General features: G+C 74.0%; 21 protein-coding genes. 16 read left to right on the top strand and 5 right to left on the bottom strand.

Annotated features, from left to right (window positions below):
• Window positions 1-67 precede the first annotated feature (67 nt).
• Complete coding sequence (locus tag ACFVVL_RS04450) at window positions 68-2,425, top strand: hypothetical protein (protein ID WP_387671308.1); 2,358 nt, start codon at window positions 68-70, stop codon at window positions 2,423-2,425.
• Between the two features lie 78 nt (window positions 2,426-2,503).
• Window positions 2,504-2,932, top strand: coding sequence for a VOC family protein (locus tag ACFVVL_RS04445; protein WP_380289058.1), 429 nt, complete (start codon window positions 2,504-2,506; stop codon window positions 2,930-2,932).
• Between the two features lie 410 nt (window positions 2,933-3,342).
• Here the strand turns inward: ACFVVL_RS04445 and ACFVVL_RS04440 are convergent, their stop codons facing one another.
• Window positions 3,343-6,690 (bottom strand): HEAT repeat domain-containing protein, encoded by a 3,348-nt coding sequence (locus ACFVVL_RS04440; RefSeq protein ID WP_387671306.1) that lies wholly within the window; start codon window positions 6,688-6,690, stop codon window positions 3,343-3,345.
• 90 nt (window positions 6,691-6,780) lie between these two features.
• Here ACFVVL_RS04440 and ACFVVL_RS04435 point away from each other — a divergent pair, with 90 nt between their 5' ends.
• The 3 genes from ACFVVL_RS04435 to ACFVVL_RS04425 are packed head-to-tail and all read left to right on the top strand — an operon-like array spanning window position 6,781 to window position 7,713.
• A complete protein-coding gene (locus ACFVVL_RS04435; protein WP_387671304.1) occupies window positions 6,781-6,915 on the top strand; it encodes a hypothetical protein in 135 nt (44 codons plus the stop codon).
• Window positions 6,908-7,447, top strand: coding sequence for an RNA polymerase sigma factor (locus ACFVVL_RS04430; protein ID WP_387671302.1), 540 nt, complete (start codon window positions 6,908-6,910; stop codon window positions 7,445-7,447). The genes ACFVVL_RS04435 and ACFVVL_RS04430 overlap by 8 nt, the downstream gene beginning before the upstream one ends.
• Window positions 7,447-7,713 carry a hypothetical protein gene (locus ACFVVL_RS04425; protein ID WP_387671300.1) on the top strand — a complete coding sequence of 89 codons (267 nt, stop codon included), beginning with the start codon at window positions 7,447-7,449 and terminating at the stop codon, window positions 7,711-7,713. Before ACFVVL_RS04430 ends, ACFVVL_RS04425 begins: the two co-directional genes overlap by 1 nt.
• A 59-nt stretch (window positions 7,714-7,772) precedes the next feature.
• Here ACFVVL_RS04425 and ACFVVL_RS04420 read toward each other — a convergent pair whose 3' ends face one another.
• Entirely contained in the window at window positions 7,773-9,239 is a 1,467-nt protein-coding gene (locus ACFVVL_RS04420; RefSeq protein WP_380422320.1) for an MFS transporter, read from the bottom strand.
• Between the two features lie 100 nt (window positions 9,240-9,339).
• Between ACFVVL_RS04420 and ACFVVL_RS04415 the strand changes: the two genes are divergently transcribed.
• Window positions 9,340-10,263, top strand: a complete 924-nt coding sequence (locus ACFVVL_RS04415; protein WP_380294997.1) for a helix-turn-helix transcriptional regulator — start codon at window positions 9,340-9,342, stop codon at window positions 10,261-10,263.
• 377 nt (window positions 10,264-10,640) lie between these two features.
• On the opposite strand, the gene ACFVVL_RS04410 is transcribed toward ACFVVL_RS04415, so the two are convergent.
• A complete protein-coding gene (locus tag ACFVVL_RS04410; RefSeq protein ID WP_387671297.1) occupies window positions 10,641-11,297 on the bottom strand; it encodes a hypothetical protein in 657 nt (218 codons plus the stop codon).
• A 134-nt stretch (window positions 11,298-11,431) separates the two neighbouring features.
• On the opposite strand from ACFVVL_RS04410, the gene ACFVVL_RS04405 reads away from it, so the two are divergent.
• The 6 genes from ACFVVL_RS04405 to ACFVVL_RS04380 all read left to right on the top strand — a co-directional run bounded on the left by ACFVVL_RS04405 (window position 11,432) and on the right by ACFVVL_RS04380 (window position 19,827).
• Window positions 11,432-12,661 (top strand): sensor histidine kinase, encoded by a 1,230-nt coding sequence (locus ACFVVL_RS04405; protein ID WP_387671295.1) that lies wholly within the window; start codon window positions 11,432-11,434, stop codon window positions 12,659-12,661.
• Complete coding sequence (locus ACFVVL_RS04400) at window positions 12,649-13,293, top strand: response regulator (protein WP_387671294.1); 645 nt, start codon at window positions 12,649-12,651, stop codon at window positions 13,291-13,293. The genes ACFVVL_RS04405 and ACFVVL_RS04400 overlap by 13 nt, the downstream gene beginning before the upstream one ends.
• Window positions 13,290-14,267: a DUF4097 family beta strand repeat-containing protein gene (locus ACFVVL_RS04395; RefSeq protein ID WP_387671292.1), complete on the top strand. Its 978-nt coding sequence runs from the start codon at window positions 13,290-13,292 to the stop codon at window positions 14,265-14,267. The genes ACFVVL_RS04400 and ACFVVL_RS04395 overlap by 4 nt, the downstream gene beginning before the upstream one ends.
• Window positions 14,268-14,392: 125 nt before the next feature.
• Window positions 14,393-15,670 carry a tRNA dihydrouridine synthase DusB gene (gene dusB, locus ACFVVL_RS04390; RefSeq protein ID WP_380294990.1) on the top strand — a complete coding sequence of 426 codons (1,278 nt, stop codon included), beginning with the start codon at window positions 14,393-14,395 and terminating at the stop codon, window positions 15,668-15,670.
• A gap of 565 nt (window positions 15,671-16,235) precedes the next feature.
• Window positions 16,236-18,944 (top strand): pyruvate, phosphate dikinase, encoded by a 2,709-nt coding sequence (gene ppdK / locus ACFVVL_RS04385; protein ID WP_380294988.1) that lies wholly within the window; start codon window positions 16,236-16,238, stop codon window positions 18,942-18,944.
• 340 nt (window positions 18,945-19,284) lie between these two features.
• The gene (locus tag ACFVVL_RS04380; RefSeq protein ID WP_387671289.1) at window positions 19,285-19,827 is read left to right on the top strand and encodes a ribonuclease domain-containing protein; all 543 of its coding nucleotides are present in this window, start codon (window positions 19,285-19,287) and stop codon (window positions 19,825-19,827) included.
• 89 nt (window positions 19,828-19,916) lie between these two features.
• Here the strand turns inward: ACFVVL_RS04380 and ACFVVL_RS04375 are convergent, their stop codons facing one another.
• Entirely contained in the window at window positions 19,917-20,918 is a 1,002-nt protein-coding gene (locus ACFVVL_RS04375) for a hypothetical protein (RefSeq protein ID WP_387671287.1), read from the bottom strand.
• Between the two features lie 110 nt (window positions 20,919-21,028).
• Here ACFVVL_RS04375 and ACFVVL_RS04370 point away from each other — a divergent pair, with 110 nt between their 5' ends.
• Window positions 21,029-22,147, top strand: coding sequence for an ADP-ribosylglycohydrolase family protein (locus ACFVVL_RS04370; protein WP_387671285.1), 1,119 nt, complete (start codon window positions 21,029-21,031; stop codon window positions 22,145-22,147).
• Window positions 22,148-22,160: 13 nt separating this feature from the next.
• A complete protein-coding gene (locus tag ACFVVL_RS04365) occupies window positions 22,161-22,286 on the top strand; it encodes a hypothetical protein (RefSeq protein ID WP_387671283.1) in 126 nt (41 codons plus the stop codon).
• A gap of 3 nt (window positions 22,287-22,289) precedes the next feature.
• Here ACFVVL_RS04365 and ACFVVL_RS04360 read toward each other — a convergent pair whose 3' ends face one another.
• On the bottom strand, window positions 22,290-23,018 hold the full coding sequence (locus ACFVVL_RS04360) for a GNAT family N-acetyltransferase (protein ID WP_380294981.1): 729 nt from the start codon (window positions 23,016-23,018) through the stop codon (window positions 22,290-22,292).
• A gap of 702 nt (window positions 23,019-23,720) precedes the next feature.
• On the opposite strand from ACFVVL_RS04360, the gene ACFVVL_RS04355 reads away from it, so the two are divergent.
• Both ACFVVL_RS04355 and ACFVVL_RS04350 read left to right on the top strand, forming a co-directional pair.
• Window positions 23,721-24,665 (top strand): PAC2 family protein, encoded by a 945-nt coding sequence (locus ACFVVL_RS04355; RefSeq protein ID WP_380294979.1) that lies wholly within the window; start codon window positions 23,721-23,723, stop codon window positions 24,663-24,665.
• A 157-nt stretch (window positions 24,666-24,822) separates the two neighbouring features.
• Window positions 24,823-25,830, top strand: a complete 1,008-nt coding sequence (locus ACFVVL_RS04350; protein ID WP_387671281.1) for an SGNH/GDSL hydrolase family protein — start codon at window positions 24,823-24,825, stop codon at window positions 25,828-25,830.
• Window positions 25,831-25,917: the final 87 nt, after the last annotated feature.

The following is a 25,917-nucleotide window of genomic DNA, read 5'->3' as shown; positions in this document are numbered from 1 at the left end:
ATCGTCACGATTCCTCCCGGAGGGCGCCCTCACCCTCCGCACCCTCGAACACCTCCTGGAGTCCCCCATGAGCGACCGCATACCATCCGCCGCCGGCGGGAAACGCCCGGCACCCGCACACCGGTCCCGGCTCCTGCCGCCCGGCAGGGCGGTCCTCGGGGCCCTGGCCGCCTCGGCGCTCGCGCTCGCGGTGGCCGCGCCGCTCGCCGCCCCGTCGGCGGCCGCCGCACCGGCGGGCAAGGCGGCCCGGGGGCTCGGCGCCCAGCGGCCGATCGGCCCGGACCCGGCCGTCGACCTGCTCGCGCACGGCAACCTCACCATGGCGTCCAACTCCGTGCTGACCTGTGACGACAGCGACGGCTCGGTCTGCAACGACACCGAGGGCACCAACAACAACCGCACCAAGTACGTGAAGACCGACCCGGACGCCCCCGGCGACAACGCGTCCTCCGCGCAGCTGGTCATCCCCGCCGGGTCCCAGGTGCGGTCGGCCCGCCTGTACTGGCAGTTCAACCCGACCAACACCAGCAACGCGGGCGGCACCTCCGGTGACATCAACGCCGGCGACAAGGTGTCCTGGAAGGTTCCGGGCAGCTCCTCCTACGAGCAGCTCACCGCCGACACCTACGACTGGTTCGACCAGCAGGTCGGCGGCACCCCGCCGGAGCCGCTGCTCGCCGGGGCGGGCGTGAAGGACGTCACCGCCCAGGTGAAGGCCGCCGGCCCGGGCAACTACACCGTCGCCGGCATCCAGGCCTGCGCCGGGCGCTCCTCCGCGCAGAACTTCGGCGGCAACAACGTCGGCTGCTGGGGCGGCTGGTCGCTGGTCGTCGCCTACGAGAACCAGGCGGAGCCGCTGCGCTACCTCCAGGTCTGGGACGGCTTCCAGTTGCTGCGCAGCCCCGACAACCTGGCGACGCTCACCCTCTCCGGCATCCACACGCCCGCCACGGCCCCGCCGGCCACCATGGGCGTCACCGTCGGCGACGGCGACGTGCCGATCGCGGGCGACCAGCTGCTGGTCGGCTCCTCGGTCGACGACCTGACGGTGCTGCCGATGCCCGGCCCCGCCGGCACCGCCACCGACAACGCCTTCACCAGCCGGATCGACCACGTCGCGGCGAACGGCACCGGCAGCAACCTCACCACCCGCACCCCCGCGCCGGTCAACAACTACGGCTACGACGCCCGGACGATCGACGTCACCGGCAGGATCCCCGCCGGCAGCACCCAGGCCGTGCTGCGGATCAACGGCGCGGGCGACGCGCTGCACCCGCAGGCCGTCTGGCTCGCCGTCGACGCCCTCGAACCGGATCTGCAGATCACCAAGGCCAACCAGCCGGCCGGCTCCACCACGAACAACCCGCCCGGCAACGTCGACCCCGGCGCCGAGATCACCTACACCTTCACCGTCGCCAACCGGCACAAGGACGGCACCGCCGCCGACCTCGACACCGCCACCGGCGTCACCCTGACCGACGCGCTGCCCGCCGGAACCGGCTACGTCGACGGCTCCGGCCCCGGCTGCACCGCCGCCGGACGCAACGTCACCTGCGCCGTCGGCGACCTCAGGCCGGGCGCCGAGACCACCGTCTCCTTCCGGGCCCGGGTCGACGCGGGCCTCGCGCCGGGCACCAAGCTCGACAACACCGCCTCGCTCGCCTACCGGGGCGCCCAGACCGGCCGCGACCAGCAGCGCACCAGCAACACCGTGCGCAACACCGTCTCCGAGCACGCCGGCTACCGGGTCGCCAAGACCGCCGACAAGGCCCAGGCCCTGCCCGGCGACACCGTGAAGTACCAGGTGGACATCACCAACACCGGGAACGCCCCGCTCACCGGGCTGACCGTCACCGACGACCTGAGCGCCGTCCTCGACGACGCGGACTACAACGGCGACGCCGCCACCACCGCCGGCAAGGCGTCCTACGCGCAGCCGGTGCTCAGCTGGACCGGCGACCTGCCGGTCGGCGCCGGGGCCCGGCTGACGTACACGGTGAAGGTGAAGGACCCGGCCGCCGGGGACCACACGCTGCGCAACACCGTGGTGGCCGACCGGCCCGGCGGCAACTGCCCGGCCGGCTCGACGGCGGGGGAGTGCACCGCCACGGTCACGGTGACCACGTCCTCGCCGACCCCGACCGCCTCCCCGACCGCCACCGCCACCGCCTCGCCGACCACCGAGCCCACCGGCTCGCCGACCACCGATGCCACCGGCTCCCCGACCGCCTCCCCCTCGGCGCCCTCGACCGGGACCGGGACCGACAGCCCCCGCCCGCAGCCCACCACGACCCCTGACCGCCCGGGCGGCAGCCTCGCCCGGACGGGCAGCCAGGTCGCGCTGATCGGCGGCATCGGCGCCGCCGTCGTCCTCGCCGGCGCGGCCTTCGTCCTCGCCTCCCGCCGCCGGCGCCACCGGCACTGACACGCCCTGAGCCGGAAATGAAGGCGGCCCCACCGCTGTTGTCGGTGGGGCCGCTTTTCCCTTCCCCGAGGAGCCGATGTGTCCCGGCCGTCCGACGAGACCCCCGCCGTACGTGAACTGCGCCTGGTCGTCACCGCCGCCGACTACGAACAGGCCCTGCACTTCTACCGCGACGTCCTCGGCCTCCCCGAACGCGGCGCCTTCACCTCCCCCGACGGCCGGGTCACCATCCTCGAAGCCGGCCGTGCCACCCTGGAGATCGCCGACCCCAACCACGCCGACTTCATCGACGAGGTGGAGGTCGGCCGCCGCGTCGCCGGCCACCTCCGGGTCGCCTTCCAGGTCGACGACGCCACCGCCACCACCGCCCGCCTCGCCGCCGCGGGTGCCGAAGTCCTCGCCGAGCCCGTCCGCACCCCCTGGAACTCCCTCAACTCCCGCCTGGAAGCGCCCGGCGCCCTCCAGCTCACCCTCTTCACCGAACTCGGCGAGCCGGCCTCGGACTGACCTCCTCGAACGCTCCGGGGCGCCCTCTCCCGGTTCAACCGACGGCGTTCGCGCGCTCCGCGAGCCGCAGCAGCTCGTTCCTCGTAGAACACGCGGACGTTCGGTTCGTCGGGCACCGCGTGATTGACGTAGACGAGCGTGCCCGGCTCCAGCGTGCGGATGCCCGCGAGCGCCTCCTCTGCGAGTTCGTCGAAGGCGCGAGCCGATGACGCGTCATGAGCGGTGAACCGCACGACAAGTCCGAATCCCGTGATCACTACTCCCCTTCCCGGGTTTGCAAGGTCGTCTGGTTCACGGATGCGCCGGACCTGCCGGCGCCCGTCCACGGCTGGGGAACGGCCGTGGGGCTCGTGCTGGGCCGTCGGGGCGCTGTGTGAGGACCCCGTCGGCGGGGGCGCACAGCGAACGGACTACTTCAGCAGGGCGAGGGCCTGTTCAGCCGTGAGGCGGACGTTCTCGTTGTCGTCCTTTGCGAGTTCTCCGACCAGGCCGGGCACTCCGGGCTCGTTGGGCCACAGCAGTGCGAGCAACTTGACGGCCACCACCCTGACGTCGGCGGAACTGTCGGCTCGGGCGGCCTGCCGAGTGATCGGGAAAGCCGCGTCCCTGGCCCGCCAGGCCATGAGGGACAAGGCCGTGGCGCGGATGCGGTCGTCGGGGTCGGTGGTGGCGTTGCGGAGGGTGGCGTGGGTGTCGGGGTGCTCGGGCCAGTGTCGGGCGAGGATCCGCAACGCCGTGCCGCGGATCTTCGAACGGCGGGCGGCGGCGTTGTGGAGGGTGGCGAGGGTGTCGGGGTGGTCGGGCCAGCGTGTGGCGAGGATCTCCAACGCCGTGCCACGGACCTCCGAGTGAGGGGTGGCGGCGTTGTGGATGGCGGTGTGGGTGTCGGGGTGGTCGGGCCAGCGTGTGGCGAGGATCTCCAACGCCGTGCCACGGATCTCCGAGTAAGGGGTGGTGGTGGCGTCGTGGAGGGTGGCGCGGGTGTCAGGGTGCTCGGGCCAGTGCTCGGCGAGAGTCCGCAACGCCGCGCGTCGGACGATCCATTCGGGGTCGGTGGTGGCGTTGCGGACGGTGGTGCGAGTAGCGGGGTGCTCGGGCCAATGCCTGGCGAGTACCGAGAGCACCTCGTATCGGGTTGACCATTCGGGGTCGGTGGTGGCGTTGTGGATGGTGGTGTGGGTGTCGGGGTGGTCGGGCCGGCGTTGGGCGAGGATCCGCAACGCCGCGCCACGGATCTCCGAGTGAGGGGCGGCGGCGTTTCGGATGGTGGTGTGGGTGTCGGGGTGGTCGGGCCAGTGCTCGGCAAGGATCTCCAACGCCGCGCCACGGATCCTCGAACGAGGGGTGGCGGCGTTGTGGATGGCGGTGTGGGTGTCGGGGTGCTGGGGCCAGCGTGTGGCCAGCGTTCGCAACGCTTCGACACGGACGAACCAATCGGGGTCGGTGACGGCGTCCCGGACGGTGGTGTACGTGTCCCGGTCGTCGGGCCAGCGCGCGGCCAGCGTCCGCAACGCTTCGACACGGACGAAGGACTCGGGGTCGGTGGTGGCCTTGCGGACGGTCGTGTGGGTGTCGGGGTGGTCGGGCCAGTGCTTGGCGAGCACCGGAAGCGCTTTGTAGCGGATCGACCATTCGGGGTCGGTGGTGGCGTTTCGGATGGTGGTGCGGGTGTCGGGGTGGTCGGGCCAGCATTCCGCCAGTCTCCGCAGGGCAGCGGGCCGGAGGTTCAGATCCCACGAGAGGCGGGTCTGGCGGATGACCTCGGTGAGGTCTCGGCCGAGTGTTGCCGCGATCCGGGCACTGGAGGACTCGGAGCGGACGCTGTCCAGCACTTGGTCAGCAAAGTACCACCGCAGGAACTGCTCCCTGCCGTTCCAGAAGTGGTCGAACGTGGCCAGTGCAGGCAGGGCCTCCTCGACGTTGAGGACTGGCCGGCGACTCAGGGCAACGCAGAGGGCATCGATGACGGCATCGCTCTGAGCGGCCACCGAAAGCCGCTTGGCATTCGGCCGCCCTGAGAGGGTTCCGATCTCCTCGACCTCGGCCAGGGTTCGAATGGCGAGTACCAGCAGGGGTGCCTCGCTGGTCCTTTCCTCTCTCCGATGCCTTTCGAGCAGGCAGCCGAGGAGCGCCGCGACGTCCCGTTGCTTGAGCTTTCCCGCCGTGAGCAGGATGACTTCATGCCAGGCGGGATCGCCGGCCCGCTCGTCGAGGAGGCTCACCAGCTCCTCCCGGCTCCATTCCTCCTCCTCGCGCCGCCGCAGGATGTCGGCGGCGGCGAGGTACTCCAGGAACGTCCGGTGGACGAAGCCGTAGATCCCCCCGCCGTAGTGGGCCAGGAGGAAGTTGCGGGTGCTCAGGTGCTCCACGACGTGGTCGGCGGCGATGTCGGCGGCAGGGCGGGAAATGTTGTGCTCGGTCAGGTACCCGCTGATGATTCCGGCCAGTTCGTCGCGCTGGACGTAGGTGCCGCCGGGCTTTCCGGTGCCGTTCTGCATGCGGCGGGCGACGCGTTCGAGCAGCTTCAGGCGGCGGCTGGTGTTGAGCCACTCCAGGGCCTGCGCCGCCTCGGCGTTCGAAGGGGACTGCGGGGTGAGGAACTTGGCGTCCTTGTCCCAGCGGCTGATCAGGACCTCCACCGCGTGGGCGTAGACCTCGCGGCGCTCGCGGGGGATGGCCCTGCCGAGGCCGATGGCGGCCAGGATGGTCAGCAGCAGCGGATTGCCGGACAGTTCCGCGACAGCGCGAATGTCGCGTACAGCGCCTAGGAGCCGCTGGGTCAGACGCTCGGCTTCGTTCAGGTCCTCGGGGTGGGCGGCGGCGTACCAGCGGCGGACGAACGTCTCGACCTGGTCCCGTTCCAGGTTCTGGAGCATCACCTGAGCGAATCCGGTCGTCGTGAACGCGCCTGGCCGGTAGCCGTATTCGCGTGACGTCACGATCGTCCGCACACCCGGGTGGGCGGCGGCGAAGGCGGTGATCCGGCGGGCCGTCTCGGAGCGGACCTCCGGGTCGAAGATCTCGTCCAGGCCGTCGAAGACCACCAGGGCCCGGCCGCCGGCGAGGAGTTCTTCGAGGACGGTCCGGGGCAGGCACATCCGTTCCTGCCGGTGGAGGTGGTCGAGGAAGTCCTCGATCGTCCGCTCCCGCCAGGCCGCCTGCGCGTACTGGCGCAGTTCGACCACCACCGGGACCAGGCCGGTCAGGGGGGCGAGTTCGGCGGGGACCTCCTCCAGGGCCCCCGCCAGGGCGAGCGCCAGGTACTTGGAGAGCGTCGACTTGCCCGCACCGGGGTCGCCCAGGACGACGAGGCGCCGGCCGGCCTCGCTCGCGAGGACCTGGAGCACCGGTCTGGCCGGCTCCGTGCGCTGCGGCTCCGGCAGCTCGTGTTCCTCGACCAGTTCGCCGCTGGTGACCAGCAGCCGCCGCACCTCGCTCGGGACCCTCTTCTCGTGGGCGCGGGCGAGCTGGGGCATGAAGACGTGCCGCAGCTCGATCAGCGGTTGCTCGCCGGACCGGCCGGTGGGGCCGAGGACGTCCAGGTTGAGGCGGCGGTATACCTCGCGGACGCGCTGGAGGTAGGCCTGGACGGCCCCCTCGGTGTCCATGGGCGCGGGTTCGGGCCCGGACCCGTGGTGGATGTGCAGTTCCCCCACGGTGTTGCTCATCACCACGGACCCGCCGACGGTGCTGCCGCTCACCTCGTTCCGGCTGTGCGGCAGGTTCGACGGCTTCCGCTTCCACGACCAGAGCGACACGGCTCCCCCTCGTTCCCCACCCCGGGTGACGAGAACCGTAGCGCGCGGGACGGAACCCGCGTGAATCCTTCCGGGGCATCGCCGTCTCTTATGGACAGCTGCGGCGAGGGCCGGGCGGAGGAGGAGACGGTGATGATGGTCTGGGTGGCCGTGGCGGTCGGCGCGGCGCTGGTCGTGATGTGCAGTGTGACGGTGCTGAGGAAGTGGGGGCGGCGGCGTGGCTGAGGTGCGGGAGTGGCCGGGGAACGCGGTGGTGGCCGCGGCGCAGGACGGGGACGTGGAGGCGATCGCCGCGTTGGTGTCGGGGGCGCATCCGCACGTGCAGCGGTTCGCGCGGTCGCTGTGCGCCACGCAGGAGGACGCCGAGGACGCGGCGCAGGAGGCGCTGATCATCCTGTACCGCAAGATCGGGATGCTGCGGGCGACCGGGGCGCTGGCCTCGTGGATGTTCCGGATCGTGCGCAACGAGTGCCTGCGGCGGGCGCGCCTGGTGGTGAGGGAGCGGCCGGAGTCCTACGACGGGCTGTCCCGTTCCGTGGAGGACGAGGTGCTGGGGCGGCTGGAGGCCGGGCGGGTCGCCGAGGCGATCGCCGCGCTGCCGGCGGACCAGCGGCGGGTGCTGATCATGCGTGATGTGCAGGGGCTCAGCGGGCGGATGGTCGCCGATCGGCTGGGCCTCAGCACCGCCGCGATGAAGTCGCGGCTGCACCGGGCCCGGGCGGCGGTCCGTGCCGTCACCGTCGCAGGGGAGTGGTGATGGCCGGGGAGTCGGGGTACGCCAGCCGGACGCTGGCCGAGCACCTGGTCCGGGGCGGGGTGGGGTTCGCGGCGTTGGCGGGGGCGTTCGTGCTGCTGCCGTTCGCCGGGCCGGTGGCACTGCTGTTGCTGCCGGTCGGGCTGCTGGCCTTCCGCGGGTGTCCGACGTGCTGGGTGATCGGGCTGGTGGAGACGGTGTCGCGGGGGCGGCTGCAGCGTGAGTGTGCCGACGGGCGGTGCGAGTTGAGGAAGGCCGGGAGGACGTAGCCGCGTCGTGGCCACCCGCCCCGGGGAACGGGTGGCCACGACGCGGCCGGGCCCGGCCGTCAGCCGATGGACCGGGGCAGGCGGGTCGTCAGGTAGAAGATGGTGAACGAGCCCAGGAGCTGGATGCCCAGGCAGAGGGCGAGCGTGTCGGCCATGCCCAGGGTGGGCGAGAGGGCCAGGTAGAGGGAGCCCAGGGTGGCGACGCCCAGGGCCAGGCTGGACTGCTGGCTGGTGGCGAGCACGCCGCTGCCGACGCCCGCCCGGGCGGCGGGGACCTTGGAGAGGACGACGCGGAACAGCGGGGTGCCGATCAGGCCCTGGCCGATGCCGGCGAGGGCGACACCGGGGGCCATCCGCAGCGCGGAGAAGCCCTCGGGGTCGGCGAGCACGGTGAGGGCGAGGGTCGCCAGGCCGGTGGCCTGGATGGCGGCGCCGGCGGTGAGGACGCGGCTGCCGAAGCGGCCGATCAGGCGCGGGCCGCAGAGCGAGGCGGTGAAGTAGCCCACGGCCATCGGGACCAGCGCCCAGCCGGCCGCGACCGGGCCGAGGTGCAGGCCCTGCTGGAGGGCGACCGCGACCACGAACATGAAGCCGCCGAACCCGCCGAAGTAGGGCAGGGCGATGCCGAGGCCGCGCCGCATCTCGGGGATGCGCAGCAGGGTGGGCGGCACCAGCGGGGTGTCACCGCGGCGCTCGGCCCGGCGCTCGACCAGGGCGAAGGTGGTGGCGAGCACCGGGAACAGCGCCAGCAGCACCCAGGACCAGAGCGGCCAGCCGGCGGCGCGGCCCTCCATCAGCGGGACGAGCAGGGCGAGCAGGGCGGCGGTGAGCAGCACGGTGCCCGCGATGTCGACCTTGGTGGCCTGCTCGGCGCGGCTCTCGGGGACGAAGCGCAGGGCGAGGACGAGGGCGAGCAGGGCGAAGGGGACGTTCAGCAGGAAGACCGAGCGCCAGCCGCTGCCGAAGAGGTCGGCGGCGACCAGCATCCCGCCGAGCACCTGCCCGATGACCACCGAGATGCCGCCGACCGCGCCGTAGACGGAGAGCGCGCGACCGCGCCGGGCACCGTGGGTGGCGGCGGTGATGGTGCCGAGCACCTGGGGGATCAGCAGCGCGGCCGACGCGCCCTGGGCGGCCCGGGCGGCGACCAGGGACCAGGCGCCGGGGGCGAGCCCGCAGGCGAGCGAGGTGACGGCGAAGGCGGCGGCCCCGGCGACGAAGAGGCGACGGCGGCCGAAGATGTCACCCAGCCGGCCGCCGAGGACCAGCAGGACGGCGAAGGCGATGCCGTACCCGGCGGCGACCAGTTCCAGCACGGCGGGGCCGGCGGCGAGGTCGTGGTCGATGGTGGGCAGGGCGACGTTCACGATGAAGAAGTCGAGCATCGGGAGGAACGCCCCGAGCAGGACGGTGACCAGCCCGGCGGTGCCGAGGGAGGGGCCGGAGGAGGGGGAGGCGGACGGGGCGGGTGCGGCGTTCGGTGACGCGGGGACGAGGGGCCTGGCGGCGGTCAGTTGCTGGGTCACGGTCCTACGATCCGACCAACCGCACCCTGGTACCAGAGTGTGCTTATCCAGGTATAAGAAGTACCTGGAAACAGGATGTCGAGTGGCGCATCCTGGTGGAATGAGTCTGACCACCGTGACGGCAACCACCGGGAAAGCGCCCGCCGATCCGCGGCGGCAACAGTTGGCGGCGTTCCTCCGCAGCCGCCGGGAACGGATCACCCCCGAGCAGGTGGGGCTGCCGATGACCGGCCGGCGGCGCACGCCGGGGCTGCGCCGCGAGGAGGTGGCGCAGGTCGCCGCCGTCGGGGTCACCTGGTACACCTGGCTGGAGCAGGGGCGCGAGATCCAGGTGTCCGTGCAGGTGCTGGACGCGGTGGCGCGTGCCCTGCTGCTCGACCCGAGCGAGCGGGCCCATCTGTTCACCCTGGCCGGGGCGGAGGACCCGACGCCGGTGCGGGAGTGCCCGACCATCACGGCGGGCGTCCGGCTGACGCTGGACCGGATGGCCCCGTACCCCGCCGCGGTGATCAACTCCCGCTACGACGTGCTGGCGTACAACGCGCAGTACACCGGCGTCGTCGGCGACCTGGAGGCGCTGGCCCCCGAGGACCGCAATCTGATGTGGCTGGCGTTCACCCCCTCGCGCTTCCGCGATGTGCTGGTGGACCACGAGGACGAGCGCGAGGTCATGGTGGCCCGGTTCCGCTCCGGGATGGGCGAGCACGGGGACGAGCCTGCCTGGCGGACGCTGCTCTGCCGGCTGCGCCAGGCCTCCCCGGTGTTCGACGAGGCCTGGCAGCGGCATGACGTGCTGCGGCCGGGGAACGGGCTGAAGCGCTTCCTCCTGCCGGAGGTGGGGCTGCTGCGCTTCGAGTACACGAGCTTCTGGCTGGGACCGTCCCAGGGCCCGCGGATGGTCGTCTACACCCCGAAGGACGAGGAGACCGCCGCGCTGCTGACGCGGCTGCCCACCCGGCTGCCGTCGGCCGCCGCCGTGACGCCGGGCGCCGCCGCGGTGGCTCCGGGGGTGCCGGCCCGCTGAGCGCCGCCCGGCGCGGGCCAGGCCGAGGACCAGGCAGAGCGCCGCGAGCGGGAGTTCGACGCAGCCCGCCATCATCAGCGCGGCCAGCGTCTCGGCGCCCGGGCCCGCGGTGGCGATGTCCACCAGGGCGTCACCGGCGAGCAGCAGGGCGACCACCGCGGCGGGCGCGACCGCGGCCGGGTGCCGGTGGCGCAGCACGGCGTCCAGCCGCAGCAGCGCGGCGAACTCGCACAGGTCGAGGACGACCCAGGCCGTCTCGCCGGCCGCCGCGAGCACCGCCACCCAGGGCAGCAGCGCGAAGGCGGCGACGACGGGCACCCGCGAGGCGAACGGGGCGACCGGGGACCGGCCGGGGCCGCCGGACAGTACGGCGGCGCTCATCGGGCACCCCCGGACTCCGCCGCGTCGGCGTGGACGACGGGGGTGGCACGGACCCGGGTCAGCGGGGCGCGCTCGGGACCGGCCCCGCCGGGCGCCTCGACGAGCACGCCGTCGAAGACGCCCTCGGCCCAGGCGAGCCAGAACCTCCCGGCGACGGTGACCACCTCGGCCGCCGCGACCACCGGCGCCGCCCGCCCCGGCAGCCGGAGCAGCCGCCCGCCGGTGAAGCCGACGGCCGGGACGGCGCCGCCGTGCGGCAGCCGGCCCCAGGCGAGCCCGTGCCGGGGGCGGCGGCGCCCGCCGGCCCCGGTACCGGCTCCGGCCCAGGCCCGGGCGCCGCGCAGCAGACCGCGGCCGAGCCGGGTCGCGACCACCACGTCCACCAGCTCGCCGTGCTCGTACACCTCCAGGGCGGCCCGTCCGCGACCGCGGCCGGCCGGCACGCTGCGCACCGACCACGGCCCGCCCGGCGCGCCGGACCCGGCGGGGCCGGAGAGCCCGCCCGGGCCGTCGAACCCGGCGAACGCACCGGCGGGCCCGACCGGCAGCCGGTCCTCGGCCACGGCGGCCGGGGCGGCGGACACGGCGGGGGTGGTGCCGTGGGCCGGACGCCCGTGCGGCGGGGTGGCGGAGTGCGATGCGGTGCTCGTCATGCCGTCAAGACTCCCCGCTGCGGACGGCGTTGTCGGTAGTGCGCCGATCCGAATTGAGGGTGTACCTAGCTTCACCATTTCTGGGCAGCCCCCTTCATGGTGACGCTTGATCACCTCGCTCTAGGCTGTCCGCCATGTCCTCCACGACGCCGCGCCGCACGCCCGCCGGGAGCGTCGCGCGGCCCCCGTGGTCGGCGGCGGCCTGGCGGGACACCCGCTTCCTCGCCGCAGGGATCCCGCTCTCCCTGCCCGCCTGGCTGATCGTCCTCACCCCGAAGGTGACGCTGGTCCTCCTGGGCGCGATCCTGCTCTCGGTCCGCCTGCTCACCGCCGCCCAGCGCGGCCGGCTGCGCGCGCTGCGCGGGGTGGAGATCCCGCCGCTGCTGCGGGCCTCCGTCACCCCCGCCGGCGTGCTCACCAGGCTGCGCACCGGCGTCAGCTGGAGCCATGTCGGCTACCACCTGGTGGCCGGTCCGCTGGTCGCGGCGGGCTCGGTGGCGATCGTGTACGGGTGGGGCGCGGCCCTGACGGCCTCGACGGTCTTCGGCTGGACCTGGCTGATGCCGGCCTCCTCGCCCGTCCGCGAGCGCTGGACCGCGCTGGACGTCCCGCTCACCGTCGGCGGCCTGCTGCTGATCGCGGTGCTGCCCGCCGCGGCCGGCCTGCTGGCCCGGCTGGACGAGGCGCTCGCCGTGCGGATGCTCGGCCCGGGCCGCACCGCCGAGCTGGAGCACCGGATCGAGGAGGTGGTCGAGAGCCGGGCGGGCCTGGTCGACGCGGTGGACGCCGAGCGCCGCCGGATCGAGCGCGACCTGCACGACGGCGCCCAGCAGCGGCTCACCTCGCTCGCCATGAACCTCGGCCTGGCCCGCCGCACCCTCAAGGACGTCCCGCCGGAGGCGATGCAGGTGATCGTCGAGGCCCACGAGGAGGCCCAGGCGGCCATCGACGAGCTGCGCGACCTGGTCCGCGGCCTGCATCCGGCCGTCCTGGAGGACCGCGGTCTGGACGCGGCGCTCTCCGGCATCGCGGCCCGCGCCCCGCTGCCGGTCCGGCTGGACGTCGAGGTGGCCGAGCGGATAGCGCCGACCGTCGAGGCGGTCGCCTACTTCACCGTCTCCGAGGCGCTGGCCAACGTCGCCAAGCACGCCCGGGCCTCCCGGGCGGACGTCTCGGTGCGCACGGCCGGCGGCCGGCTGCGCCTGGTCGTCAGCGACGACGGGGTGGGCGGGGCGGACGCCTCGCGCGGCACCGGCCTGAACGGCCTGCGCCAGCGCACCGCCTCGGTCGACGGGTCCCTGTCCGTGCTCAGCCCCGTCGGGGGCCCGACCACCATCACCGTGGAGTTGCCGTGCGTGCTGTGATCGCCGAGGACTCGGTCCTGCTCAGGGTCGGCCTGGTCAAGGTCCTGGAGGCGGTGGGCTACGAGGTGGCCGCCGCCGTCGGGGACGCCGAGGAACTGCTCGCCGCGGTGCAGGAGCACCGGCCGCGGGTGGTGGTGGCGGACGTCCGGATGCCGCCGGGCTTCACGGACGAGGGGGTGCGGGCCGCGCTGGTGATCCGCCGGCAGTGGCCGGAGGTGGCGGTGCTGCTGCTCTCCCAGTACGTGGAGGAGCGGTACGCCGCGGACCTGCTGACCACCAACACCAGTGGCGTCGGCTATCTGCTCAAGCAGCGGGTGGCCAATGTCGACGACTTCGTGGACGCGCTCCAGCGGGTCGCCGAGGGCGGCACCGCGCTGGACCCGGAGGTGGTCGCCCAGCTGCTGGTGCGCCGCCACCGCGACCCCCTGGAGCGGCTGACCCCGCGCGAGCGGGACGTGCTCGCCCTGATGGCGGAGGGCCGCTCGAACGCGGCGATCGCCACCGCCCTGGTGGTCAGCGACAGCGCGGTGGCCAAGCACATCAACTCGATCTTCGCCAAGCTCGACCTGCCGCCCGCCGACGAGAGCCACCGGCGGGTGCTGGCGGTGCTGCGCTTCCTGGAAGTGGGATGACGATGAGAACGGGGAAGGGCACGGCGGTCGGCCCGGGGGAGCGGGCGCCGGGGCGCGCCCGTCGCGGCCGCCTGGCCTGGCGGATGCTCGGCACGCTGGCACTCGCCGTGGCGCTGGTCGCCGGCGCCGTGCAGACCTGGGCGATCGCGGTGCAGCAGCGCACGCACTCCGAGATGTCCTACCCGGTCGCGGTGACCACGGTGCGGCTGGACACCGGCAGCGCGACCGTCCGGATCCGGCCGGGGGAGGAGGGCCGGGTGGTGGTCCGCCAGGACCTGAACTGGATGATGCGGATGCCGGTCGTCTCGGCGCTCTTCGAGCAGGACCGGCTCGACGTCCGGATGCGCTGCACCCAGGTCCCCCCGGTCAGCGACCTCGGCTGCCGCGCGGTGATCGAGCTCGACGTGCCGCCCGGGGTCGCGGTGACCGGCCGGCTGAGCAGCGGGAGCGTCGACGTCGCCGGGGTGACGGGGGTGGTCGACCTGCTCTCCACCTCCGGGGAGGTGGAGCTGGCCGACGTGTCCGGTCCGGTGACCGTGCGCACCACCTCCGGCTCCGTCCGGGGCAGCCGCCTCACCTCCCCGACCGTCAGCGCCGCCGCGACCTCGGGCTCGATGCAGCTGGGCTTCGCCGCCGCCCCGCGGAGCGTGGACATCGGGGTGACGTCCGGCTCGGTGGTGCTGGGCCTGCCCCGGGGGTCGCGCTACGACTTCGACGGCGGGGCGTCCCCCCTGGCCCGCGGCGGCATCGATCCGGCACTGGCGGACCGCTCCAGCCCGAACAAGATCAGGGTCTCGGTCACCTCCGGCTCACTGTCGGTCTTCGCGAAGGACACGGTGGCGAGCGACGGCCCCGCGGCGAACGACGCTCCACCGATGAAGGACCCTCCGCCGACGAAGGGCACCCCGTCGGCGAACGGGGCCCCGTCGGCGAACGAGACCTCACCGGCGAAGGAGGAGCCCGCCGGGGACTGACGACCCGGGAACGGAGGCCGGTCCCGGGAACCGGCGAGGGCCCCGGGAGCGGAGCCCCTGGGCCGCTCGGCCGGGTGGGGGACAATGAAGAGTCCCCCATCCACCGTCCCCGAGGTCAGCCGCGCATGACAGTCCCGCCCGCACCCACCGAGCCGAGCACCGCGACCGCCACCGCGACCGGCCCCGCCGACGGCGACACCACCGCGACCGCCCCCGCACCCGCCGCACCGGCACCCGCCGCGCCGGCGACCACGACCGCCGCCGGAGCCGAGTTCGCCCCGCTGTCCGTCGGCCCGCTGCAGGTCTGGCCGCCCGTCGTGCTGGCGCCGATGGCCGGCATCACCAACGCGCCGTTCCGCACCCTGTGCCGCGAGCAGAGCGGCGGCAAGGGCCTCTTCGTCTCCGAGATGATCACCACCCGGGCCCTGGTGGAGCGCAACGCCAAGACGATGCAGCTGATCACCTTCGATCCGAGCGAGAAGCCGCGCTCGATCCAGCTGTACGGGGTGGACCCGGTGACCGTCGGCAAGGCGGCCCGGATGATCGCCGACGAGGGCCTCGCCGACCACATCGACCTCAACTTCGGCTGCCCCGTCCCCAAGGTGACCCGCAAGGGCGGCGGCTCGGCGCTGCCGTACAAGCGCAACCTGCTGCGCGAGATCCTGCGCGAGGCCGTGTCCAACGCCGGCGGCCTGCCGGTCACCATGAAGATGCGCAAGGGCATCGACGACGACCACCTCACCTATCTGGACGCCGGCCGGATCGGCGCCGAGGAGGGCGTCTCCGCGATCGCCCTGCACGGCCGCACCGCCGCCCAGCACTACGGCGGTACCGCCGACTGGTCGGCGATCGCCCGGCTGCGCGAGTCCGTCCCGGCGGAGATCCCGGTGCTCGGCAACGGGGACATCTGGTCGGCCGACGACGCGGTGCGGATGATGCGCGAGACCGGCTGCGACGGCGTGGTGGTCGGCCGTGGCTGTCTGGGCCGGCCGTGGCTGTTCAAGGACCTGGTGGCGATCTTCGAGGGCGAGGTGGACTACGCCCGCCCGACCTTCGCCGATGTGGCGCGGGCGATGGTCCGGCACGCGCAGCTGCTCGGCGAGTGGCTGGGCGACGAGGCCCGCGGCGTGATCGACTTCCGCAAGCACGTCGCCTGGTACACCAAGGGCTTCTCGGTGGGCTCGGAGCTGCGGGTGAAGCTGGCCAACTCCTCCTCGCTCGCCGAACTGGCCGAAACCCTCGCCCTGGTGGAGCAGTCCCAGGCCTGGCCGGCCGGCGCGGACGGCCCGCGCGGGCGGACCAGCGGCAACAACCGGGTCGTCCTCCCGGAAGGCTGGTTGGACGATCCGTACGACTGCGCCCGACCGGGCGAAGATGCCGAATCGGACACCTCTGGCGGGTGACCCCTGACGAAGTGGCAAAAACGACCCCTTGGGGCTGACTGCCATCTCGTCCCAGCCCTCTTGGCCGATCTGGCCAAGAGGGCTCCTTTTCGGCAGGGGAATGTCACGGAGCGGACACATTCCTGGACGCAGTGCGACGGCTGGCGGAGGCCCCCTACGCCCGAACGCTGAGATGCGCTCGTGACGCTGGCCACATACCCTGGCGGTCGGAGGTGGCCGACAGGACGAAATGAACAAGTCGGGGGTGGATCGCTTCCCGAAGGGGAGCGGCGGCGGATCGGGCACTCAGGGTGCAGGAAATCAAGCCGGTTCGTCAGGCCGGAGGGTCAGCGACTACCGAGCGTTCCCGCGATGTGATCTTCCGGTTTCGCCGCCTTCAAGACTTGAACACTCGCTAGCGTCAGCCGGACGATTTCACCACCAGAGGTGAACGCCATTCAGTGCATTGGATCTAGCGGGTTACCAGGCGATCCTGACGACGTACGCCCTATTGGCGGCGCGGAAGCGCCTTCGAAATGGGTATGTTCTCCGGCGTCAGGGCAACCGTGTGCGAGGAGACCGACCCGTGGCGTCCCAGCAGAAGTTTGTTTACTCCTTCACTGAAGGAAACAAGGACCTCAAGGACCTTCTCGGCGGTAAGGGCGCGAACCTGGCCGAGATGACCAACCTGGGCCTCCCGGTCCCCCCGGGGTTCACCATCACCACCGAGGCCTGCAAGGTCTTCCTGGAGACCGGCAGCGAGCCCACCTCGCTCCACGAGGAGATCAGCGCCCACCTGGACGCCCTTGAGCAGGAGATGGGCAAGAAGCTCGGCCAGGCCGACGACCCGCTGCTCGTCTCGGTGCGTTCGGGCGCCAAGTTCTCCATGCCCGGCATGATGGACACCGTCCTGAACATCGGCCTCTCCGACGCCTCGGTGGCCGGTCTGGCCGCGCAGTCCGGCAACGAGCGCTTCGCCTGGGACTCCTACCGCCGCCTGGTCCAGATGTTCGGCAAGACCGTGCTGGGCGTCGACGGCGAGCTGTTCGAGGAGGCCCTGGAGGAGGCCAAGCACGCCAAGGGCACCACCAACGACCTCGACCTCGACGCCGAGGACCTGAAGCACCTGGTCGAGGTCTTCAAGGGCATCGTCGAGCGCGAGACCGGCCGGGCCTTCCCGCAGGAGCCGCGCGAGCAGATGGACCTCGCCGTCCACGCCGTCTTCCACTCCTGGAACGGCGACCGCGCCCGGCTCTACCGCCGCCAGGAGCGCATCCCGAACGACCTGGGCACCGCGGTCAACATCTGCACCATGGTCTTCGGCAACCTCGGCGAGGACTCCGGCACCGGTGTCGCCTTCACCCGCGACCCCTCCACCGGCACCCAGGGCGTCTACGGCGACTACCTGTCCAACGCCCAGGGCGAGGACGTCGTCGCCGGCATCCGCAACACCCTGCCGCTGTCCGAGCTGGAGAAGCTCGACAAGAAGTCGTACGACGAGCTGATGACGATCATGCAGACGCTCGAGAACCACTACCGCGACCTCTGCGACATCGAGTTCACCATCGAGCGCGGCAAGCTCTGGATGCTGCAGACCCGGGTCGGCAAGCGCACCGCCGCGGCCGCCTTCCGGATCGCCGTCCAGCTGGTCGACCAGGGCCTGATCGACCTGGACGAGGCCCTGATGCGGGTCACCGGCGGCCAGCTCTCCCAGCTGATGTTCCCGCGCTTCGCCCCGAACGCCGAGTCCAAGCAGATCGCCTGGGGCCTCGCCGCCTCGCCCGGCGCCGCGATCGGCAAGATCGTCTTCGACTCCTACACGGCCGTGAAGTGGTCGCGCTCCGGCGAGAAGGTCATCCTGGTCCGCCGCGAGACCAACCCGGACGACCTGGACGGCATGATCGCCGCCGAGGGCATCCTCACCTCGCGCGGCGGCAAGACCTCGCACGCCGCCGTCGTCGCCCGCGGCATGGGCAAGACCTGTGTCTGCGGCGCCGAGGAGCTGGAGGTCGACACCAAGCGCCGCCGGATGACCACCGCCGACGGCCTGGTGCTGGAGGAGGGGGACATCGTCTCCATCGACGGTGCCACCGGCAAGGTCTACCTCGGCGAGGTGCCCGTGCTGCCCTCCCCGGTGGTCGAGTACTTCGAGGGCACCCTGCACGCCGGCGCCGACGTCCAGGGCGGCCTGGTCCAGGCCGTGCACCGGCTGATGTCGCACGCCGACGTGCGCCGCCGGCTCGCCGTGCGCGCCAACGCCGACAACGCCGAGGACGGTTCGCGCGCCCGCCGCTACGGCGCCCAGGGCATCGGCCTGTGCCGCACCGAGCACATGTTCCTCGGCGAGGAGCGCCGCAAGGAGGTCGAGCACCTGATCCTCGCGGACAACGACAAGGACCGCGAGCAGGCGCTCTCCACCCTGCTGCCGATGCAGAAGGGCGACTTCGTCGAGCTCTTCCAGGCGCTGGACGGCCTGCCCGTCACCGTCCGCCTGCTCGACCCGCCGCTGCACGAGTTCCTGCCGGACATCACCGAGCTGTCGGTGCGCGTCGCCCTCGCCGAGGCCCGCAAGGACCCGAACGAGAACGACCTGCGCCTGCTCCAGGCGGTGCACAAGCTGCACGAGCAGAACCCGATGCTCGGCCTGCGCGGTGTGCGCCTCGGCCTGGTCATCCCCGGTCTGTTCGGCATGCAGGTCCGCGCCATCGCCGAGGCCGCCGCCGAGCGCAAGCTGGCCGGCGGGGACCCGCGCCCCGAGGTGATGATCCCGCTGGTCGGCACCGTCCAGGAGCTGGAGCTGGTCCGCGACGAGTGCGAGCGGGTGCTCGCCGAGGTCGCCCACTCCACCGGCGTCCAGCTGGACATCAAGCTGGGCACCATGATCGAGCTGCCGCGCGCCGCCGTCACGGCCGGCCAGATCGCCGAGGCCGCCGAGTTCTTCTCCTTCGGCACCAACGACCTCACCCAGACGGTCTGGGGCTTCTCCCGCGACGACGTCGAGGCCTCCTTCTTCACCGCCTACCTGGAGAAGGGCATCTTCGGGGTCTCGCCGTTCGAGACCATCGACCGCGACGGCGTCGGCTCGCTGGTCAAGCACGCCGTGGAGGCCGGCCGGGCGACCCGCCCCGACCTCAAGCTCGGCGTCTGCGGCGAGCACGGCGGCGACCCGGACTCGGTCCACTTCTTCCACGAGGTGGGGCTGGACTACGTCTCCTGCTCCCCCTTCCGGATCCCGGTGGCGCGCCTGGAGGCCGGCCGCGCCGCCATCGAGTCTGCGGGCAGCGACTCGCGCTGAACGCCGGGGGGCTGCGAGCCCCCCGGCACAGCCGGACCGCTGACCGCGTCCCCTCCATCGGGGAGGGGCGTACACCGGAGCTCGGCGCAGGAGAACCGGCGTACGTAAGGCGGCCGGGGTGGGAACGGACAACGGCGTCCGTACCCGCCCCGGCCGTGCGCATGTCCGCCTCCGTGCGGGACACCCGGGACACCCGGGACACCCGGGACACCCGGGAAGCGCGGCACCCGGAACACGGCACCCCGGGGCACGGCCCAGGACACGCCGGCCGCCCCGATGTGGCCGCGGCCACGTGTGTGGCTGGCCGCGCGCGGGGCCGCCGGCTGCGAAGCTGGAGCCCATGACCAGCAAGAACCGCCTGTGGACCGTCCTCGCCGTGCTGCTCTGCGCGATCGCCGCCGCAGTCGGCTACGTCGCGTCCGACGGCACCGGCGACGGCACCCCGACGGCCGCCGCGACCTCCACCGGCCCGGCCGCCGCGTCGAGCACCCCGACGGCCCCGAAGCCCAGCGCGCCCAAGCCCAGCGCGCCCAAGCCCTCCGCACCGGCCGGCACGGCGCCGGCGGGCACCGCCACCGGCTGGGTGCCGACCGACCCGGCGATGGCCGACGTCTGCCGCACCACGCTGCCCGGCCAGGCCCTCGACACCCTCGGCCTGATCGCCAAGGGCGGCCCCTACCCCTACCGCTCGGACGGCATCGTCTTCGAGAACCGCGAGAGCCGCCTTCCGCGCAAGGCCTCCGGCTACTACCACGAGTTCACCGTGGTCACCCCCGGCTCCGGCGACCGCGGCGCCCGCCGGGTGGTCACCGGCGGCTCCGGCGAGCAGTACTGGACCGCCGACCACTACGGCACGTTCCAGGAGATCGACGCCCGCTGCTGAGCGCCCCGGGGCTGCGGACGAGGCTGCCCGACCGGAACCGGAACCACAACCGGAACCGGAACCAGGACCGGGGGCGGGGCCCGGGACGGTCAGCGGGCCCGGCGCCAGCTGATCCGGGCATGCGGGCCGTGCGGCCCGGCCGCGAGGAGGACGGCCAGCTCCTGCAGCACCGGCCCCGGGTCACGGCGCAGCTGGACGGGGGTGGTGCGGACGACCGGCAGCCCGGCGGCGGTCAGCCGGTTGGCGCGGGTCAGGCTCCGTTCGTGGTCGGCCGGGCGCAGGTGCCAGGCCCGGGAGTCGATCTCCAGCGCGACGCAGGCCTGCGGCCAGTAGGCGTCCGGCACGGCCAGGAACCGCCCGTCCAGGAGGAGCACCGGGTTCCAGAGCGGCTCGGGCAGCCCGGCCCCGCGCACCGCGTCCCGCGCCTCGCCCTCGACGACCGAGCGCACCCCGGCGGTCAGCTCCTCCACCACCCCGGCCAGCCGGGGCAGCTCGCGGGCGTCCGGCCGGGCGAGCAACTGGTCGAGCAGCTCGCCGAGTTCGCAGTGGCGGCGTTGGACGGCCTCCGCGCACAGCGCGCGGAACCGGTGCCGTCCGCTCTCCCGGGGCGCGAGGTCGGCCAGCGCCCGGGCGACGGTGGTGCTCCAGAGTCCGTCGTCGCGCTCGAAGCCGCCGGGCATGGCCCCGTTCGCCCGGTGGACCCGCACGAACCCCCGGTCGGCGACCTTGCGCCGGGCGGGGATCAGCACGTCCACCTCGGTGAGGTCCGCCGGGTGGCCGGCCGAGGGGAGCCCGGCGTCGGCGAGTACCGCCGCTCCGGTGAGCAGCACCTCGCCGCCGGGCGGTGCGGCCAGCCCCTTGGGCCCCGCGTAGGCGACGGCGGCCCGCAGCCGCTGGTGCGCCGTCAGCCGCCCGGTCTGCAGGCAGATCACCCGGGGCAGCACCCGCTGCCAGGGCCCGCCGGCCCGCAGCCGGTGCGCGATGGTGCCGGACGGCACGCCGAGCCCGCGCAGCTGGGCGCGGGTGGCGATGTGCTGCTGGTCGGCGCCGAGCAGCAGCAGCGGGTCGACGAGGGAGCCGGCGCGGGTCATGCCCGGGTGGTTCCCGCCCGGATCGGGAGTATGCGGAACATCGCCCGCCGGGGGACTGCCCGGTCAAACGCGGTTGACGCGGGGCGGGCGGAGGGCTGTGCTCGGCCGCGATGACGACTCCTCACACCGGCCCCGCGTTCGACGCGCTCAACGGCCTCTCCGTCGGCGACGCCCTCGGCGCCCAGTTCTTCGTCCCCGCCACCGCCCGCACCCACCTGCACGCCCGGACCGTCCCGCCCGGCCCCTGGCCGTGGACCGACGACACCGAGATGGCCTGCTCGGTGTACGCCGCGCACACCGAGCGCGGTGGCATCGACGTGTTCGACCTCACCCACGCCTTCGCCCGGCGCCACGACTTCGACCGCGGCTACGGCCCGTCCGCCGACCGCCTGCTGCGGCTGGTCCGGGAGGGCGGCGACGCGAGGGTGCCGGCCGCCGGGCTGTTCGACGGCCGGGGCTCGTACGGCAACGGCGCCGCGATGCGGGTGGCCCCGCCCGGGGCGGCGTACGCGGACGACCAGGTGCGGGCGGTGCGCCCGGCCGTCGCGTCCGCGCTGATCACCCGCACCCACCCCCAGGCGGTGGACGGCGCGATCGCCGTCGCGGTGGCCGCCGCCTTCGCAGTGCGGGCCAGGACCACCCGGATGACGCCGGAGAGCTTCCTGGAGAAGGTCCGCCACCTCACCCCGCGCGGCGCCGTCCACGACGGGCCGGCCCGGGCGGTCGCCCTGCTCGCCGAGCCGGGCTCCGAACGCGCCGCCCGGGTCCTCGGCAACGGCAGCCGGACCAGCGCCGCCGACACCGTGCCGTACGCGCTCCGGTGCGCGGCCCGCCGGCTCACCGACTACCCGGCGGCGGTCCGGGAGGCCGTGTCCGCCGGCGGGGACGCCGACACCGTGGCCGCGATCACCGGCGGCGTGGTCGCGGCGCACACCGGGACGGCCGGTGTTCCCGCCGCCTGGCCGGCCGCCCGCGAGCCGCTGCCCGCCTGGGCGTTCCCCGCGCCGGGCGCCGGGCGCCGTGTCCGGGGGCCGGGACGGCGCGCAGTTGCTGGTGCCGCGGTCGTGCCCGGTACCGGACGTGGTGTGGACGGACGCGCAGTGGCAGCGGCTGCGGACCGGCGCGCCGGCGGACCGCCGCCGGCGTCTGCACACCCGGGAGGGCACGCTGCGGATCTGCCGGGCGGACGGCCACCCCGTCCGGGAACCGACCGTCGCCCCGGGCCGTGACGGGTGGCGCCCGGTGGCCGCCGTCGTCGAGACCTGCCCGCACCGCGCGCCCGGGCCGCGGGACGGCGCGGACGGCGGTGACGGCGGCCTGCCGGCCCGGCTGCTGCGGGCCGCCGGCGGGGAGCCCGCCGGGGCCTGACGGTCAGGCCGTGATCAGGTGCCCGGCGCCGCCGCCGTGTCTAAGGCACTCCTGGTTGATCGCCGGATCCGGGGCGCTCGGCGAGGTGGCGGCGGCGATCCGCAGTTCGATGATGTCCCGGACGGCCGGCCACTCGCTGTCCAGGATCGAGTAGAACGCGGTCGACCGGACCACCCCGTCCAGCCCGCGCGAGTGCGCCCGGCGGACGCCCTCGGAGGTCGCCCCGAGCCGCTCGATGGCGGTGCGCGAGCGCAGGTTGCGGGCGTCGGCGCGCAGCGAGATCCGCTGCACGCCCCACACCTCGAAGGCGTGCCGGAGCATCAGCAGCTTGGCCTCGGTGTTGATGCCGGTGCCCTGGGCCCGCGGCGACAGCCAGGTGTTGCCGATCTCGGCGGCGTCCGGGACGGCGGTGTCCGGATCGCCGAACGGCACGCCCGGCACCGGCGGCCAGACCAGCGGCCCCTGCCAGTAGTCGAGTTCCAGGAACCGGGTGGAGCCCACCACCCGGCCGTCGGCCTGGTTCACCGTGGCGAACGGCAGCGACCTGCCCGCGGCCTGGTCGGCCAGGGCGCGGGCGACGTATTCGCGGGCCGCTTCCAGGCCGTGCGGGACGGGGGTGAAGGCGTAGGTCGTACGGTCCTCGGCGCCGGCCTTGGCGATGGCCTCGGCGTGGTGCGCGGCGAGGGGCTCCAGCCGCACGGTGCGGCCGGTGAGGATGACAGGTACGGGCACGGAACCTTCGGTCCTTCATCGGTCGGAGGGCGCTGGCCCGTGCCGGGGTGCGGCACGGGCGAGCGATGACTGGTTCGCCCCGTTCCGGAGTGCGCCCACCGGTGCCCGCGCACGCCGGAGGCCGGGCGGGCGGAGCGGGGAGCGACGGCCCGGAGACGGGCAGCGCGGTGCCGGAACGGACACGGGTCCACGGACCGGTCCGGCGGGATGAGCGAGGGGACAGTGTGCGTCCGCGAGATGGCCGAGGAGGAAACGAGTGCGCGAAGGGAAGCAGGCGGCCAGGTGAAGGCAAGATGCGTCGTGGGTGGCTGGCCGAGCACCGGTCCGGGACGTGGTCGACGGCGTTACGGACGACGTGACGACGACGCGACGATGCGAGGCAGCGAGAGGACGATACCCGTCAGAAGGCGGTGCGTCACTTCGCGGCACACGAATGGCCCCTGCGGCAGCGCCCGGACGGGCGGCAGCGGCCTTCCGCTCCCCCCTGACCAGGGGCTTTCCCGCCGGGTGCGATCATGGTCCGGCCGGCCCGCCGGGGCCCTGCGCGGGCGGCCCGGGCAACGGGAACGGCCCGCCGGGAATTCCGGCGGCGCCCCGCACGCTGGACGAGGAGAGCCGGGCACGAGCCCTCGCGCGGGCCGACGCGCGGGGGAGCGGACACGGCGGACCGCGACGAGGAGAGAAACGGGGTGTGGGTGAGCGGTGCGTGATCCCCAGGCGCTGTACGAGCTGGACCAGCAGGGCGTGGCCGCCGTGGCCGCGGCGAGGGCCGCGCTGGCGGACACCGGTGCCGGCCTGGTGCTGCTCCACCACTTCGAGGGCTTCATGGACGCCGGCGAGGCGGGCGGCCAGGTGGTCGCCCACCTGCTGGAGACGGGCGCCCCGCAGGTGGTGGCCCGCTTCGACCACGACCGTCTGGTGGACTACCGGGCCCGCCGCCCCCCGATGGTCTTCGACCGCGAGCGGTGGACCTCCTACGAGCCGCCGGAGATCCTGCTCCAGCTGGTCCACGACACGGCCGGTTCGCCGTTCCTGCTGCTCACCGGGCCCGAGCCGGACGTCGAGTGGGAGCGCTTCGCCGCCGCCGTCCGCGAGCTGGTCGAGCGCTTCGGCGTCCGGCTGAGCCTGGACTTCCACGGCATCCCGATGGGGGTGCCGCACACCCGCCCGGTCGGCCTGACGCCGCACGGCAACCGGCTGGACCTCGCGGCCGGCTACCCGCAGTGGTTCGAACAGGCCCAGGTGCCGGGCAGCGCCCAGGCCCTGCTGGAGTTCCGGCTCGCCGAGGCCGGGCACGACGTGCTGGGCTTCGCCGTGCACGTGCCGCACTACGTGGCGCGCTCGGCGTACCCGGCGGCCGCGGTGATGATCCTGGAGGCGGTGCAGTCCGCGACCGGCCTGGTGCTGCCCGGCACCCTGCTGCGCGAGAAGGTCGACGTGGTGTACGCCGACATCGAGGAGCAGCTGGCGCAGGGCGACGGCGAGCTGCGGTCGGCGATCCGCGGCATGGAGGGCCAGTACGACGCGGTGGCCGGCGCCGAGGGCCGGGAGAGCCTGCTGGCCGAGCCGGTGGACCTGCCGTCGGCGGACGAGCTGGGCCGGCGCTTCGAGCAGTTCCTGGCCGAGCACGAGCGCGGTCCGGAGTGACGGGCCGGGGGCGGAGCGGCGGGCGCCGCGCGCCCCGGCCGGAAATCCACGCCCCCGGGCGGGAGCGATCGGGCGCGCCCGTCCGTTGGGCAGTGCGGTGCCCGGGGGACGGGCCGTCGTAGGAAGAACGCCACCGGCTCCTACCCGGGGGGATCCCGTGCCACTGTCCGTACGCCCGACCGCCGCGCTCACCGGCGCGGTGGGCGCGGGCCTCGCCGCCGTGCTGGTCGCCGGCTGCTCCGGTTCCGCCGGCTCCGCCACCGTGGCGGCCGCCGTCCAGGACGGCTCCGCGCCGCCGCGGGCCGCCGCCGTCACCCCGACGCCCACGCCCACGCCCACCGGGCCGTACGTGGCGCTCGGCGACTCCTACACCTCGGGTCTGAAGATCAGCCCGCAGCAGGCCGCGGAGCCGCGGGGCTGCTCCCGTTCGGCGGTCAACTACCCCTCCCTGGTGGCCAAGGCGCTCGGCCTGTCCGGGGAGCGGTTCCGCGACGTCAGCTGCAGCGGCGCCCGCACCGGCGACCTGGCCGGCGCCCAGGAGACCGACGACGGCAGCAACCCGCCGCAGCTGGACGCGCTCTCCCCGGCCACCCGCCTGGTGACCGTCGGCATCGGCGGCAACGACGCCGGGTTCATGGACGTCGTCGGCCAGTGCGCCAAGGAGAACCTGGTGGACGCGCTGAAGGGCCTGGTCGGCTCGGACCGCGCCGCCGCGCCGTGCCGTGACTCCTACGCCGCCGCGGACGGCGGCGACCAGGTGCAGCGCAAGGTGGACGCGGCGGGCGAGAAGCTCGGCCGGCAGCTCAAGGAGATCGGGCGCCGCGCCCCGCAGGCCCGGGTCTACGTGGTCGGCTACCCGTCGCTGCTGCCCGCCGACCCGGCGAGCTGCGTCCCGGTCCTGGGCTCGGCCCTGACCGGCGGGGACCTCGGCTTCCTGGTGGAGAAGGAGCGGCAGCTCAACGCCATGCTCAAGCGGCGCGCGGAGGCGGCCGGGGCAGTCTTCGTGGACCTCGCGGCGCCCTCGGCCGGCCACGACATGTGCGCGGGGGAGGGCGCCCGCTGGGTGGAACCGCCGTTCCCGGCGCACGGACTGGCGGCGATCCACCCGAACGCCAAGGGTCAGGAGGGCGCCGCCCAGGCCGTTCTCAAGGCCGTCCGGGGCTGACCCGAGGGCCGTGGCGGGGGCGCGTCCGAGGACCCGGCGCGCGGACCCGGGGGTTCACGCCCCGGCCCGCGCGCCGTCGCGCGCGGC

Source organism: Kitasatospora sp. NPDC058115 (assembly GCF_042884635.1).
In the GTDB taxonomy this organism is placed as follows: Bacteria; Actinomycetota; Actinomycetes; order Streptomycetales; family Streptomycetaceae; genus Kitasatospora.
The sequence above is the reverse complement of the archived record's forward strand: the minus strand, read 5'-3'. Positions and strand labels throughout refer to the sequence as shown.

Excerpts from the sequence above, each read along its gene's own strand:
- ACFVVL_RS04415 (WP_380294997.1), top strand. The coding sequence starts at position 9,340 with ATGAGTCTGACCACCGTGACGGCAACCACCGGGAAAGCGCCCGCCGAT.
- ACFVVL_RS04405 (WP_387671295.1), top strand. The coding sequence starts at position 11,432 with ATGTCCTCCACGACGCCGCGCCGCACGCCCGCCGGGAGCGTCGCGCGG.
- ACFVVL_RS04370 (WP_387671285.1), top strand. The coding sequence starts at position 21,029 with ATGACGACTCCTCACACCGGCCCCGCGTTCGACGCGCTCAACGGCCTC.
- ACFVVL_RS04395 (WP_387671292.1), top strand. The coding sequence starts at position 13,290 with ATGACGATGAGAACGGGGAAGGGCACGGCGGTCGGCCCGGGGGAGCGG.
- ACFVVL_RS04375 (WP_387671287.1), bottom strand. The coding sequence starts at position 20,918 with ATGACCCGCGCCGGCTCCCTCGTCGACCCGCTGCTGCTGCTCGGCGCC.
- ACFVVL_RS04435 (WP_387671304.1), top strand. The coding sequence starts at position 6,781 with ATGGACAGCTGCGGCGAGGGCCGGGCGGAGGAGGAGACGGTGATGATG.
- ACFVVL_RS04380 (WP_387671289.1), top strand. The coding sequence starts at position 19,285 with ATGACCAGCAAGAACCGCCTGTGGACCGTCCTCGCCGTGCTGCTCTGC.
- ACFVVL_RS04450 (WP_387671308.1), top strand. The coding sequence starts at position 68 with ATGAGCGACCGCATACCATCCGCCGCCGGCGGGAAACGCCCGGCACCC.
- dusB (WP_380294990.1), top strand. The coding sequence starts at position 14,393 with ATGACAGTCCCGCCCGCACCCACCGAGCCGAGCACCGCGACCGCCACC.
- ACFVVL_RS04425 (WP_387671300.1), top strand. The coding sequence starts at position 7,447 with ATGGCCGGGGAGTCGGGGTACGCCAGCCGGACGCTGGCCGAGCACCTG.
- ACFVVL_RS04410 (WP_387671297.1), bottom strand. The coding sequence starts at position 11,297 with ATGACGAGCACCGCATCGCACTCCGCCACCCCGCCGCACGGGCGTCCG.